A 13,735-nucleotide genomic window follows, 5' to 3' on the forward strand; every position below is an offset into this window, starting at 1 on the left:
AAATCTCCTGTCGATTCTTATGATGAAAATACACAAACCAATAAATAGGCACACCCATGTAGGCGTGCCCTTTATTTCAACGAAATAACAATTATTCATTCTCCATCGTGCTGATGTCAATGACAAACCGATATCGAACATCAGATGCTAGAACCCGTACCCAAGCTTCATCAATTTGATTGGCTTTAATAACCTCGATCTCAGGGGCAATGTTGTGTTCGGCACAAAAATCCAACATCTCCTGCGTTTCACGAATCCCGCCGATCATCGATCCTGCAAACGATCTCCGATGACCGATAAGTGACATAACGTGAACAGACAATGGTTCTGCTGGTGCGCCGACGTTGACCAAAGTGCCGTCTAATGCCAGCAATGACAGGTACGCATTCACATCAATCTCAGCGCTCACTGTATTTATGATAAGATCGAACGTACCTGCTAATGTCTTGAATGTCTCCGGGTCGCTCGTTGCATAATAATTGTCCGCGCCCAGTTGCAGACCGTCTTCCTTCTTCTTCAAGGTTTGGGACAATACCGTTACCTCTGCGCCCATTGCATGAGCAAGCTTCACACCCATGTGACCAAGTCCCCCGAGACCAACAACAGCAATTTTTTTCCCAGGACCTGCCCCCCAATGGCGCAAAGGAGAATACGTAGTAATCCCGGCGCACAAAAGTGGAGCAGCAACGTCAAGCTCCAAACGATCCGGAATTTTCACCACAAAATCCTCAGTCACGACTATGTGGGTAGAATAGCCGCCTTGTGTATAGTGCCCATATCTGTCCATTGCCCCATAGGTACCAGTCATTCCATTCAAGCAGTACTGCTCTACTCCTTTATTGCAGTTTACACAATCTCCACACGAGTCAACCATGCAGCCTACCCCGACGCGGTCACCGACAGCATGCTTGGTCACTTCTGTTCCAATTTGTGTAATGATCCCAGCAATCTCGTGTCCCGGAACGAGAGGATATTGAACAGCTCCCCAATCGCCGCGAGCTGAATGGATGTCAGAATGGCAAATACCCGCATATTTAATCTCGATAAGAACATCTTTCTGCTCGAGTTCCCTTCGTTCGATGGTGGTCAATTTAAACGGACCTTCCGAATCGTAAACAGCCCGTGCATTTACTTGAATCATATTAATTCTCCTGTCTTCGTCTATGATGGTTTAACTAAATACTACATTTGATGTTTTTTCGACATCTGACTATAATCTAAAATACATGAGCTATTAAAACAAGGGTTTTAACTCGTTAATTTGAACATTAGTATTGCTTACACAACAAATTCACATAAATTGTCGTCCAACTTGGTGAGAAGTGAGGTTGTTTATTCGATGGCCAAAGTAGATCGAAGAGTTGCTAGAACACAGGAAGCCATAAAAAAAGCATTTCTAGAATTAATGTCAGAAAAAAGGTTCGAGAGTATCATCATTCAAGACATAGCTGACAGAGCAAACATTAATCGTGCAACTGTCTACCTCCATTATATGGACAAATTCGATTTGCTGGATAAAATTATTAAAGAACACATCTCGAACATGAGTTCCTTTTGCGAATCAGAACCTCAAATGAATTGGATAGAATCAACTGAGCATTGTATGGAGTATTTCGAAGAAAACTTTTTGTTTTTCTCTACTATGTTAGCGAGTGAAGGTGCTCCCTATTTCCGCAACCAATTCGTTCAACATAATATTAAAGAATTTAAAAAAGACGTGGATTTGACAAAAGGAAAAAATGAAGGTCAGAGCGAAGTAATTGTCGTGGAGTTTGTAGCAAATGCTTATGTTGCTGTTGTAGAATGGTGGATCAAGAACAATATGCCTTATCCCCCAAAGGTCATGGCTGAAAAAGTCGGAGTGCTTTTGGAAAGGAACTTATAATATTGAAAACAAAAAAAAGACCGAATCGGTCTCTTTCTTTGAAAGCGCCTATGAAATGCAATCAATAAAACGATTCCTTACGGTATTCCGTAAAATGAAATAAGCCCGTTCGATGATTGGATTTTCTGACCTTCTCGATAATTTCACATAAGTTAACCATCGAGTCAGCATCTCTCGTCGACGAGGCGATCTGATATAGGGTATTGAAGCTTCCCAAGGCGTTTTCTTTGTTAACGGCTCCCGTTTTTAGATTCATTAATACACGCTCAATCTCGCTGTTAATGAACCAAACAATTCTTTTCTTGATACTCGTATTAATCATGAGCAACCCTCCGCTGTCGATGAAATAGCACCTATTTAGTATAGCCTCAGCAAAGTTATAAAGTTGTCGAAGCGCGCAGTCGAATACCAATTATTTTCCAACAAAAAGCCCGTTCCTTCACACTACTGTGAGTAGGAACGGGCTCCTTGATTGGTTTGCTGATCAGGATAAAGAAACTTACAGCGTTGTTTTCTCACTGGGCTCTAGAACCATTCCCTTAATCCCTTTGCTTTTCAACTTATGCCTGCTTAATCTGATCTGATGAAATCACAGCTTGCCTGCCTATCTTACTATGGCAATGACACGGGCTGGGGAAGAATCTGCTTGAATACGTAGTGGAAGCGCAATGATCTCGAAAGCTTTCACATCCACCAGATGATCGACATGGGCAAGGTTCTCTATAATCGGTATTTGATTACTGAACAGCCTTTTATGACTGGCATACGGAAATTTGTCAGGCGAGGGCGTATCCAAGCCAAGCATTTTAATCTTTTTGCGAATTAGCAGCTCGACGAAAGCTGGAGATAAGACTGGATAGTCCGTAAAATAGGCTTCCTCACCGTAATGCTTGCCGAATCCCGTATATACAACTACAATATGCCCTTCTTGAATAATTGCTTCATACTCCGTCTTGTATTCAACGTGATCTACTCCGCTAACATCGAGCAAGATGCCTTCCCCTACAAATGTAGCAATGGGGAGATCACTTATGTACTCATTCAAGTCCAATAAATGCATAGGCCCATCGATATGTGTGCCTGCATGCATGTTAATAGATAGCTGATGATTATTATAACCATCCCTGCCGAATTGCTGCGTATGCGTTAAGCTCGTTTCTTCATCACCCGGATAAACAGGCATTTCAGCCATAATCGCATACGTTAAATCGATAATCAAGCGGGTGCAGCTCCTTTCACTGTCGCTCATTCAAGCGAGCCGTATCGATCATAAACCCTTACCCAAAACTATATCATACCTGTTCGGCTTAGAAAAATAGGAATACGTGCTAATGGATGTACGATTAAGGTATGGCGTGAGCATCACGTACACAGTGTATGGTTCAGCACTGCAGCTTTCGCTGATAAAGATTTGCGGATTACTTTACGTTTCATCAACTGTTGCCGAAGCACTTGCTCCTGCGAGAAGAAAACAGCCTCAAACATCATTTCCGCGAGCGCATCAGTGGCTGCTCGTGCAGCGAGAGCCTCGTCTTCGAGCAAGTAGTAAGCGGTCTGATAGGCATAATCCTCATGCTGCTTCAAGATTTCTGCCCTCTGAATCAGCTCACTTCTTATCATCGTTCCCACGTCCCTCCTGCCGATGATTAGTCGGTCTGTAGCCTAACTATACACAAGACAGCAGTACCCACCTAGTACTATATTTCTATAGTACTTGACAGTGCTTCGTAACAAAAAAACGACAAGCATTGGAAATTCCAAGCTTGCCGTTTTCAGTTGGCATTAAGATAAAGGAACGCGCTTAGCCAAAGCCTCAAATTTCACTAAATGAGGATTAATCTGTGACTGCAGGTTTTTCAAATAAGTTAGAGTTGCTTTGTTTTGCTTCACCAATGATGGGTTCTCATCGAAGGCAACGGAGTAATGCTTGCTAACATTGCCTTTCGTGTACTGAATCAAAGGGAACTTTCCGTTTTTCCATGCATCCTTCATATTCACGTTCGTCCCCGAAATTTGCAAGTTCAGACTAGCATCCTTGTAATTGTAGCTGTAAGCAGGCTCTGACTTCGTATGCGCAACAGAGTATCCAGCAGCGAATCGATCATTCGCAAATGTCCCGAACTGAATTTTGTGATATTCAACTTTGCCAAGAACATTCGTTATTTTCGTATTCAAGGAACCATTGCCTACTTTAAGATCATTTTTCCATTGTCCGCTGTATGTAACAACAATACTATTGTCATCTTCCTTGTAGCGATTCACATATGTACCCTGACCGGTCCGCTTGCCGTTGACCCAGTCACCAGAATAGGTTTTAGACGAATACCACGACATTGTGCCTTTACCATGAGGTTGGCCGTCTTTTAATTCACCGTAATACGATTGGTTCGTAGAAATGAACAAAAATTGTTTATTCGTTGCTGCCTCGGCGCTTGGCGCACCTCCTGCTCCCGCTGTTAAGATAAAAACCAATGCAAAACTGAACAACATCATGACCGTTTTTTTCATTGACCATCACTTCCCCTTATCTCATTATATAGAATCATTCTATTAGAGTAATAAACACGATATGTGGGATTGAAACAGGTCATGAAAACTTATGATCAGAAACTTCGTTAGAAGCGGCCGTACGCTCCGTATAATCCTCCACCGTTATAGCGTATAATGCATGATCCTCCCATATTCCATTGATCTGCAAATACTTCTTCGCCAGCCCTTCATATCGGAAGCCGGCCTTCGTAAGGACACGAATGGACGGAAAATTACGCGGCATGACACCTGCTTGAATGCGATGAAGTCGGAGCACTAAGAAGGCATATTGCAACACTAAAGCGATGGCCTCGGACATGTAACCTCTTCCGTTATGTGCTTGGTCCATGAAATAGCCGAGATTGGCATTCTGGAACGGACCGCGTGCAATGCCAGACAGCTCAATCCGACCAATTAAACCAGCTGTCTCCTGTAAAAACACGCCAAACACATAACTCTGGTCTTCCCCGGCTGCTTTTATGCTCCATTCAATCATGGCTCTCTGTTGTTCCAAAGTGAAATAGCTGGCTGGACGTATCGGTTCAAAGGGTTCAAAAAAAGATCTATTCCTGTTCCTAAGCGCATGTAACGCCTCTGAATCACCGATAGCAAGCGGCCTTATATAAACAAGCTGTCCTTGCATTCGTTCATTCTCCTTATCGTCATAAACTTCTGAAATATATTGTTCTTTTGTCTGTATACATTTACAATTCACACCACATAATAACCTTACATCCCATGAAGGAGTGATTGCAATGAGCAGAAGAAACTCGAATACATTAGTTGTACCGCAAGCAAGAGGCGCGATTGAACAGTTGAAAACGGAAGCTGCGCAGCAACTAGGTGTAGCATTCTCACAAGATGGCTACAATGGCAACCTCTCCACACGCGACGCTGGTTCAATTGGTGGCTACATTACGAAAAAGCTCGTTCAAATCGCAGAACAACAATTAGGTCAACGTAATTTCTAATTCCGATGAGAAGCCCTCCAATCGCTGGAGGGCTTTTCTTATGCACCTATTTCCGCAAATGGTAGGGAACGGTCGCAATGACGACATCCTTCTGCGAGAACAGATAGGCCCGCAGCATTAAGCTTGTTTGGTTATGGAGGAAATAATGCCACCAATGCTTCGTAATAAACTGTGGAATGAGAACGGTAATATGATCGGTTTCTGACGTTTTCCATTCGATCGTATCAATAAACTTCATTAAAGGCCTTATGATGCTTCGGTAGCTTGAACGAAGCACAATCAGCCGTACGCCAGGGTTCCAATCCTCCCATTTCTTCTCCATCCGTTCAATGTCATCATCATCGAATCCGACATACACAGCTACAACGTTGTCCGTTAATGATTTGGCATAGCTCAGTGAATGATTGACGACACGGGTAATACCTGCGACTGGGACAACGATTGTACTGCCTTTTATAACCGGCTTATCCGCAGACATATTGATCCGCAGCTCTGCTGCCATGTTCATATAATGGCGATGAATGCCATAGAACAGGAAAATGACCAGCGGCAGAAAAATAAACACCATCCATACATGACTGAATTTCGTGAAAATAAAAATCATAGTGATCGCAAGCGTCGTCAGCATACCCACCGTGTTGATGATGAAGCGTGTAATCCAGCCTGCCGGCTTCAGCTTCATCCAGCGTACCATCATTCCCAGTTGAGAGAGCGTGAACGGGATGAACACGCCTACCGCATATAATGGAATTAAATTTTCGGTGTTGCCATGAAATGCAATAACGAGCAACGCAGATAATAAGCCAAGAATAATAATCCCGTTCGAGAACCCTAAGCGATCGCCGCGAGCCATAAACATGTTCGGCATATACTTATCCTTTGCCAGCATGAAAGCGAGAAGCGGGAATGCTGCATACGCCGTATTCGCAGCCAGAAATAGGATGAGTGCTGTCACACCTTGAATAATGTAATAGATAACGCCTCTGCCAAAGGTTGCATTGGCAATTTGCGATACAACCGTTTCTTTCTCATTCGGCATAATACCATACCAATAGGCTAGCAGGCTTATGCCGATAAACATAGCACCAAGTATGGTTCCCATCATAATAAGCGTCGTAGCCGCATTGCGCTCGGCAGGCTTCTTGAAATTCGGTATCGCGTTGGACATAGCCTCCACGCCTGTTAATGCGGAGCAGCCCGAGCTGAAAGCCTTTAATAGTAAGAACAAGCTAATGTTCGACACAGTAGCGCCAAGCTCCGGGACGGCTGCATGCGCGCCGCCAGCTATAAATTTAATGACCCCAGATAAAATAAGAACAAAGATCGCGATAACAAATAAGTAAACGGGCAAAGCCAGCACGGAGGCAGACTCTGTAATACCTCTAAGATTAATGATGGTCAAGATCACGATCATCACAAGTGCTATAGAAACTCTATGGTCATGGAGTGAAGGGAACGCTGAAGTGATAGCATCTGTCCCCGCAGACGTACTGACTGCAACCGTCAGAATATAATCAACCAGCAGCGATCCGCCTGCAAGCAAACCAGTAGAAACACCTAGGTTATCCTTCGCAACAATATAAGCGCCACCGCCTGTAGGGTAAGCAAATATCGTTTGCCTGTAGGAGAGAATAAGCACGAGCAGCAAACCAAGCACGGCAATTGAGATCGGAATAGAGTACCAAACCGCGGCGAATCCCGCAACCATCAGCACAATTAATATTTGCTCTGTGCCGTATGCGACAGACGACAATGCATCCGAGGACAACACTGCAAGTGCCTTTAGCTTGCTGAGCTTCTCCCCTTCGATTTCCGAACTTTTCATCGGACGTCCGATCAGAATCCGTTTGAACCTGCTTACCATAATGGCTCCCCATTTCCTACACTTGAATGATGATGACTCAAATATCCAATAAATAGCAACAAAAAAAAGCCGCAGGAAAGTAAGGACTCTCCCGCAGCTTTTCCAAAAAAACGTGGATGGCTGACGTTAAATTCCTCTCTTGGACGCTTACGAGGTTAGCTGACGGATTCGGGCGCAAAAGTCGCCCTACACTTGGCAAAGGCCAAATGATTCACCCCTGAGCATAGATCACATGGATCACACTCTTTGGTTCCCCCGGTTCTTTTTCAGAATTCAGCGATTAAGGATTGTTGCAATTAATCGGATACAATGATTACGCTCTGAATCATACTCCTATGCAAAGCCATTGTAAATGAGCATATACGGTTAAATTAATGTGAAATCAAATAACGCACAATCATTTAACCGCTTACATCACTCTCTTTCTCTCCGTATCATCATTATGCTTTCACTATCTCTGAATTCATCCAATTGCTGCTGGGCTTTTTTGCAAATCAACTTTAATTTCGCTAAAATAGAGGTGCACTCGTGCACGGATCAAATCATAGAGGAGCCTTATTATGTTTCATACTGAACAGTACAAAGAATCGCAGGAGAAAAATTATGAATTAGTCATTCGCCGGCTTAGCGCTTTGCTCGAGGGTGAAACCGATGTGATTGCAAACCTGTCCAATGCGTCCGCATTGCTTAATCAATTTTTAGAGAACATCAACTGGGTTGGCTTCTATATATATCGGGATGAAGAACTCGTCTTAGGACCGTTTCAAGGACTGCCTGCTTGCGTCCGCATCCCACTGCACCGAGGCGTATGCGGGAAAGCCGCACGCCAGAAATCGACTGTTAGAGTTGCAAATGTCCATGAATTCCCTGGACATATCGCATGCGACTCCGCTTCTCAATCCGAGCTCGTTATTCCCATCCTGCTTAAAGGTGAATTGTTTGGCGTTCTGAATATCGATAGCCCAATACTCGATCGTTTCGATGATATCGATCAATACTACTTGGAAAAGTTCGTCCAGCGATTGTCCGCGTTCTTGTAATATAAGCTGATTATAAGCAAAGTGATCGTTTCTGATTAACAACCAACTCTGAGCAAAACAAAGATCATTGAACAATTGTTGTAGACGAATAGATAATGGATGTCTATAATTTAATTTTACACATGTTGTTTGAGGAGATGGGAAAAGCATATGATACAAAAAGCAACGTTTGCCGGAGGCTGCTTCTGGTGTATGGTAAGTCCTTTCGAAGAACAGCCAGGCATTCATGGCATTCTGTCCGGCTATATGGGCGGAACGCTGGAGAATCCCACTTACGAGCAAGTATTAACTGGAGAAACCGGTCATTTGGAAGTCGTACAAATTACGTTTGATCCAGCTATCTTCCCTTATGAGAAACTGCTTGAGCTGTATTGGCCGCAGATTGATCCAACCGATGCCACTGGACAAGGTAATGATCGACTCAGCCAATACCGTGCTGCTATTCTTTATCATAATGAGCAACAGCGCGAGCTTGCCTTGCTATCCAAAGAGGAGCTAGGTAAGAGCGGCCGTTTTGACAAGCCTATAGCTATCGAGATTGAAGAAGCAACCGTCTTCTATCCTGCTGAAGAATACCACCAAAACTATCATCGCAAAAACCCGGAATACTATAAAGAATCTAGAATATATTCCGGCCGCGAGGCTATTATCGACAAGTACTGGAAAACAGAATAAACAAGGTGAAACGATTAGATCCGTCCTTTGGCGGTACAGCGCGTTTCATTCCGAGAAAAATAGCGAATAATTAGCCTTAAGATGTACTTGCCTATATTTTGAATCAAGAGCGGCTCTGAGCACATCAGAGCGGCTCTTTTCACTCATACTCATACTTGTCCAACAAACATTTGACGTCGATCATAAGCGAAAACAATCATAACCGCACCTAAAATGGCACAAACCATATACATTATAGCGTATGAAGAAAGATCAGCGACAGGTCCCATGACGACACCGCCTAGCGAAATGCCCAAATCAGCCATTGCAATGAATAAGCCAATCAATACATTACGATTCATCTGCGGCAGCACAAACGACAAATACGTTGTTAAAGCAGGATAAAGGATAGCTTGAGCGATTCCCATGAATAGAGCCCCCACATAGAAAAAAACGACTCCACCCGTTAAAGAAATGCTGACACATAGTGCAGCCACGGTTAACAGCAGCATCGTTCCCATCATAAAGGTGGAATGCCATTTGCCGTCTGAAGGAATTCTCTTTCGGAAAGCAATTCGGGCTAAAACAACGGTTCCCGCCTGCAGCATGAAGTACACACCCGCGTTCCCGCTTTTTAATTGCTGCGCGTACAGTGGAATGAAGGTCGTAATCGCTCCGAACACAATTGAAGAAACGAGCATCAGTACGCTGCATTTGAAAAGAAATGGATTTTTAACCAGTTGCCCAAATGATTCAAACATACTGACTGGTTCCTCTGTCGTATTCACAGCAGGCTGCTCTTTTCCTTTTTCTAATTTGATGCTATAGCCAAACACGCCTGTAACAATGGCAATACCAATCATAACGACCGTAAAATAATCCATCCCCCCGGTCTGCCAAATGCCTAGTGCCAATATTGGGCCTATAATACCTGGTATATAGGTAAACAAAGAATAATAAGAAATGCCTTGGGAGCGCTCTTTCTCCGGCAACGCATCTATAATACCGATCTGCAGCGCCATGGAGAAGAAGGCAGTCGACATCCCTTGTAAAATTCGTGCGGCCAAAAAGCCCCCTAAGCCTGTAAACGTATACAGAAGTAAAGCAAAACCATTGATAACAAGAATAAAGCGCAGCACCTTTATCGGTCCTTGCTTCTGAATAATACGGCCTGCCCATGGCCTGAAAAACATCGTGGTAAACATATAAGCGCCCATGATTAAGCCGATGGTTGTGCTGCTCGCACCAAGTGCCCCTCCCTGCAGGGGAATTATAACGTTTAGTATAGAATTAGCACTGAAATAGAGAAGAGCTAACAGATACAGACGCAGAAAAGGCCAAGACATAGCTCCGCTCACTATTTTCTCCTCCTAAGTAGTAGAACCATTTCCGCTCCTATGTTTTCAAAAAGTGATGATATGCTTTAACAGCTTTCTCGCATAGTCGGACTGAACGTCCTTTAGCTTTGCAATTGGCACGATCTCTTCGATCTGGCCGCTTCTAAAAATAATGACTCTATCGCAGATGTAGGCTGCAGCCTGAATATCATGTGTGATGAAAATATAGCTCATCTTGTAGATGCTTTTTAACGTTTTCAGCAATTCAAGCACTTGAATTTGAACAGATACATCCAATGAACTAATCGATTCATCGAGTACGATACATTTTGGTTCGGTTGATATTGCTCTCGCCATACATACCCTTTGAACCTCTCCTCCTGACAGCTCATGTGGATATTTTTTTCGATAAGACGAATCCAGCCCAACATGATTCAATAGACGATCCACTTTACTTTTCGCATCAACTCGAGTCTTTTTTTGCTGAAGCAACGGTTCCATAATAGCAGCTTCAACTGTAAAAAACGGATTAATGGATGACGTATAATCTTGAAAGACAGCGCTTATATTACCTAATCTCACTGCATGATCCGAGACATTTTCCCCCTCGAATAGAACTGATCCGCGATCTGGCTTTTCAATGCCCAACAGCAGACGTCCGAGCGTTGACTTCCCGCTTCCACTCTCGCCGATAATCCCAAGACATTCGCCATGTGAGCATTCGAAACTAACCTTTCTCAGCACTTCCTGTCTTTCATTCGAGAATAATCCGCCTGTTTTATAGGATTTCTCTACATGACTTACGCTCAGCAATTATAGCTCCTCCCCTATTAATTTCTTGAAATGATGACTAAGTGCCCGCCTAGTAGACACCAAATATTGCGTGTATTCATGCTGTGCTTCTGTGAAAACCATATTGATAGGCCCTCTTTCAATAATTTCCCCATCCTTCATGACCAAGACATCGTCGGCGATTTTTCGGACGACACCTAGATCATGTGAAATAAAGATCATTGAGGTGCCCATGTTCTCCCGCAGCAAGAGTAACTGTTCAATCACCTCATATTGTGAGATGGTATCCAGCGCGGTTGTGGGCTCATCGGCTATAATCAAATCCGGCGTAAATACAAGAGCCAGTGCAATCATCATGCGCTGCAGCATTCCCCCCGACATCTGGTGCGGATACTTATTCAGAAGCGAAATCGGGTCCTTCAGCATGACACTTTCCATTGCCCTTTTCATTTTGGCTTCCATTTCACTTTTGCTCCAGTCGAAGTGTGCGCCAAGTGTCTCTTTGCAATGGACACCGACAACACAAGAAGGATCAAATGCGCGCATTCCATTTTGCATAATCATACACAGCTCTTTGCCTCTTTTTTTTCGCATCTCTTTCGCAGAGAGAAGATTGACGTCCTCACCTTTAAAGCGAATATCGCCAGATTGGCGTATCCAAGCTTTATTCAGTCGCATAAGGGACCTGCATGTAACAGACTTGCCGCTTCCGCTTTCCCCTACGATAGCTAGGCAGCTTCCTTGCTTTACATGAAATGAACTATTGTGGACAATGGTTTCATTCGTGCCCGCATCCCAAATGCACAAATTTTCAACCTCTAATAGATTCATAAGAGGATACTCTCACCTCACTTGCTTGCAGCTTCCGTTGAGCTGTCTTTAATTGGGGATTGATAGCCGCCTGAAGCGCATCTGATAAGAAATTAAAAGCTGACACCACGATAATAATCGCAAGACCTGGCGCCAGCATGAGCTCTGGTCTGGAGAACATCACTCCCCTCGCTTCATTCAGCATCATACCCCACTCCGCATTCGGAGCTTGGATGCCCAGCCCAAGAAAAGATAGACCCGATATTTGCAAGATCATCGAACAAATAGAACCACTTGAAATAACGGCGATATCGGCAAAGGTAACCGGAACAATATGTCTTACGATCACGGTCAGATGACTGCTGCCCGATGCTTTCGCAAATTTCACATAGTCCATATCCGAATATTGCATCACTGCTGTGCGAATGACCCTTGCGAACCATGCCCATTTCATGACAACGAAAGCGATCAATATATGCTCAAGACCCGCACCCAGAATGCCAACAACGGCTAATGTCATCACATAGCCAGGGAACGACAGCATCACATCACATATTCTCATCATGAATGCATCGATTTTTCCTCTGAAGTAGCCAGCTATAAATCCGATTACCGCTCCAATACATACAGAAATCGCTAATGCGACTAACACCCATAATACGCTGGGACGAATGCCGTAGATCAGCCTTGATAATATACATCTTCCCAAATGATCGTTTCCTAATAGGTACGTCCATGAGGAGGCTGCATATTTCAGCTGCATGTTCACTTCCGTCGGATCATGTGGAGCAAATTGCGGAGCAAATATACCCGCTGCAAGCGTTGCAACGATAATGAGGAGTGACATAACCGCCAACTTGTCTTTACTCAAGCTCAGCCATATATTCATTAGAGATCCTTTCTTAATTTAGGATTCATCGCCGCATTTATAATGTCTGAAATCGTATTAAAAAACACAAACGCCACTGCTACAATCAGAACATACGCTTGAATGATGGGGAAATCTCGGCTCAGTATAGCCTTCACGCTTAATCGCCCTAAGCCTGGCCATGCAAATACATTTTCTATCACAACTGTGCTTCCCAGTATGATAGGGATCGCCATAGCAAATATCGATATCGCCACCTGCAAGGAATTTCTTAAAATGTGCATGGTAATCTTCTTCTCAGATAGACCGCTTGCCCGGCCATACAATACATAATCCTCATTGATTTGATTTAACATCGAACTTCTGACGGTTCTGAAATAAATGCCCGCATAGCTTATCGTCAATACGATGACCGGCAATATGTAGCTTCGGTAAGAATCCATCCCGCTCGTCGGCAATAAATCCAAATGTACAGAAAAGTACCAAATCATAATGGAAGCAAGCCAGTATGACGGAATCGCTGTTAAGAAAAAAGCTATACCCCTCACTGACTTATCCATCATTTTCCCTTCCCTCATTGCACAGGCAACACCTAATAGGATCGACATCACAATGATGAATACAGATGATACTAACGTAAGCTTCAGCGTGTTTAGAAAAGCTGGTGCAATGGTCAACCATACACTTTCTCCAGTAACATAGGATACGCCAAAGTCTAGCTGCAAGCAGGACGCTGCCCAGTGCAAATATCGGATCATAAACGGTTGATTAAAGCCTAGCTTTTCATTCGTTTGAGCGATTAACTCCTCAGTTACCTCAGGAATATCCTGTGCCTGCAAGACAACTACGGCGGGGTCCAGAGGAGAAAGATTAATTAAAACAAACGTTAGAAATGAAATCATAATCAGTAAGGGAACAGCGATCCCTATTCGTTTAACCATATAGCTTCCCATATTCGGTTCCTTTCTCAGCCTGTTCCTTCAAG

The 13,735-nt window shown here is 43.7% G+C and carries 16 protein-coding genes and 1 riboswitch; of the genes, 4 read left to right on the plus strand and 12 right to left on the minus strand.

Annotated features, from left to right (window positions below; translation table 11 throughout):
• Positions 1-91: 91 nt before the first annotated feature.
• On the minus strand, positions 92-1,141 hold the full coding sequence (locus tag FGT79_RS07490) for an NAD(P)-dependent alcohol dehydrogenase (RefSeq protein ID WP_138752085.1): 1,050 nt from the start codon (positions 1,139-1,141) through the stop codon (positions 92-94).
• A 198-nt stretch (positions 1,142-1,339) separates the two neighbouring features.
• Between FGT79_RS07490 and FGT79_RS07495 the strand changes: the two genes are divergently transcribed.
• On the plus strand, positions 1,340-1,885 hold the full coding sequence (locus tag FGT79_RS07495; RefSeq protein ID WP_138752086.1) for a TetR/AcrR family transcriptional regulator: 546 nt from the start codon (positions 1,340-1,342) through the stop codon (positions 1,883-1,885).
• 61 nt (positions 1,886-1,946) lie between these two features.
• Here the strand turns inward: FGT79_RS07495 and FGT79_RS07500 are convergent, their stop codons facing one another.
• The 5 genes from FGT79_RS07500 to FGT79_RS07520 all read right to left on the minus strand — a co-directional run bounded on the left by FGT79_RS07500 (position 1,947) and on the right by FGT79_RS07520 (position 5,057).
• Positions 1,947-2,207: a hypothetical protein gene (locus FGT79_RS07500; RefSeq protein WP_138752087.1), complete on the minus strand. Its 261-nt coding sequence runs from the start codon at positions 2,205-2,207 to the stop codon at positions 1,947-1,949.
• Between the two features lie 282 nt (positions 2,208-2,489).
• A complete protein-coding gene (locus FGT79_RS07505) occupies positions 2,490-3,104 on the minus strand; it encodes a cyclase family protein (RefSeq protein ID WP_138752088.1) in 615 nt (204 codons plus the stop codon).
• A gap of 143 nt (positions 3,105-3,247) precedes the next feature.
• Positions 3,248-3,505, minus strand: a complete 258-nt coding sequence (locus FGT79_RS07510) for a hypothetical protein (RefSeq protein ID WP_138752089.1) — start codon at positions 3,503-3,505, stop codon at positions 3,248-3,250.
• 162 nt (positions 3,506-3,667) lie between these two features.
• Positions 3,668-4,393, minus strand: coding sequence for an MORN repeat-containing protein (locus tag FGT79_RS07515; protein WP_138752090.1), 726 nt, complete (start codon positions 4,391-4,393; stop codon positions 3,668-3,670).
• 79 nt (positions 4,394-4,472) lie between these two features.
• Positions 4,473-5,057, minus strand: a complete 585-nt coding sequence (locus tag FGT79_RS07520) for a GNAT family N-acetyltransferase (RefSeq protein WP_138752091.1) — start codon at positions 5,055-5,057, stop codon at positions 4,473-4,475.
• Between the two features lie 112 nt (positions 5,058-5,169).
• Here FGT79_RS07520 and FGT79_RS07525 point away from each other — a divergent pair, with 112 nt between their 5' ends.
• The gene (locus FGT79_RS07525) at positions 5,170-5,385 is read left to right on the plus strand and encodes an alpha/beta-type small acid-soluble spore protein (protein WP_138752092.1); all 216 of its coding nucleotides are present in this window, start codon (positions 5,170-5,172) and stop codon (positions 5,383-5,385) included.
• A gap of 46 nt (positions 5,386-5,431) precedes the next feature.
• On the opposite strand, the gene FGT79_RS07530 is transcribed toward FGT79_RS07525, so the two are convergent.
• Positions 5,432-7,249, minus strand: coding sequence for an APC family permease (locus tag FGT79_RS07530; RefSeq protein WP_138752093.1), 1,818 nt, complete (start codon positions 7,247-7,249; stop codon positions 5,432-5,434).
• Between the two features lie 129 nt (positions 7,250-7,378).
• A riboswitch (cyclic di-AMP (ydaO/yuaA leader) is annotated at positions 7,379-7,538 on the minus strand.
• Between the two features lie 271 nt (positions 7,539-7,809).
• Here FGT79_RS07530 and FGT79_RS07535 point away from each other — a divergent pair.
• Both FGT79_RS07535 and msrA read left to right on the plus strand, forming a co-directional pair.
• Positions 7,810-8,289: a GAF domain-containing protein gene (locus FGT79_RS07535; protein WP_138752094.1), complete on the plus strand. Its 480-nt coding sequence runs from the start codon at positions 7,810-7,812 to the stop codon at positions 8,287-8,289.
• A 153-nt stretch (positions 8,290-8,442) separates the two neighbouring features.
• Positions 8,443-8,964, plus strand: a complete 522-nt coding sequence (gene msrA / locus FGT79_RS07540) for a peptide-methionine (S)-S-oxide reductase MsrA (protein WP_138752975.1) — start codon at positions 8,443-8,445, stop codon at positions 8,962-8,964.
• Positions 8,965-9,113: 149 nt separating this feature from the next.
• On the opposite strand, the gene cntE is transcribed toward msrA, so the two are convergent.
• Genes cntE through opp1B form a run of 5 tightly spaced genes read right to left on the minus strand, consistent with a single transcriptional unit; the run spans position 9,114 to position 13,703 of the window.
• Positions 9,114-10,301, minus strand: a complete 1,188-nt coding sequence (gene cntE, locus FGT79_RS07545) for a staphylopine family metallophore export MFS transporter CntE (RefSeq protein WP_138752095.1) — start codon at positions 10,299-10,301, stop codon at positions 9,114-9,116.
• A gap of 45 nt (positions 10,302-10,346) precedes the next feature.
• Complete coding sequence (locus tag FGT79_RS07550) at positions 10,347-11,093, minus strand: ABC transporter ATP-binding protein (protein WP_138752096.1); 747 nt, start codon at positions 11,091-11,093, stop codon at positions 10,347-10,349.
• A complete protein-coding gene (gene cntD / locus FGT79_RS07555; RefSeq protein ID WP_138752097.1) occupies positions 11,094-11,903 on the minus strand; it encodes a staphylopine uptake ABC transporter ATP-binding protein CntD in 810 nt (269 codons plus the stop codon).
• Positions 11,884-12,771 carry a staphylopine uptake ABC transporter permease subunit CntC gene (gene cntC / locus FGT79_RS07560; RefSeq protein ID WP_138752098.1) on the minus strand — a complete coding sequence of 296 codons (888 nt, stop codon included), beginning with the start codon at positions 12,769-12,771 and terminating at the stop codon, positions 11,884-11,886. Before cntC ends, cntD begins: the two co-directional genes overlap by 20 nt.
• On the minus strand, positions 12,771-13,703 hold the full coding sequence (opp1B, locus tag FGT79_RS07565; RefSeq protein ID WP_138752099.1) for a nickel/cobalt ABC transporter permease: 933 nt from the start codon (positions 13,701-13,703) through the stop codon (positions 12,771-12,773). The genes cntC and opp1B overlap by 1 nt, the downstream gene beginning before the upstream one ends.
• Positions 13,704-13,735 lie beyond the last annotated feature (32 nt).

Source organism: Paenibacillus sinopodophylli (assembly GCF_005930355.1).
GTDB lineage: Bacteria > Bacillota > Bacilli > Paenibacillales > Paenibacillaceae > Pristimantibacillus > Pristimantibacillus sinopodophylli.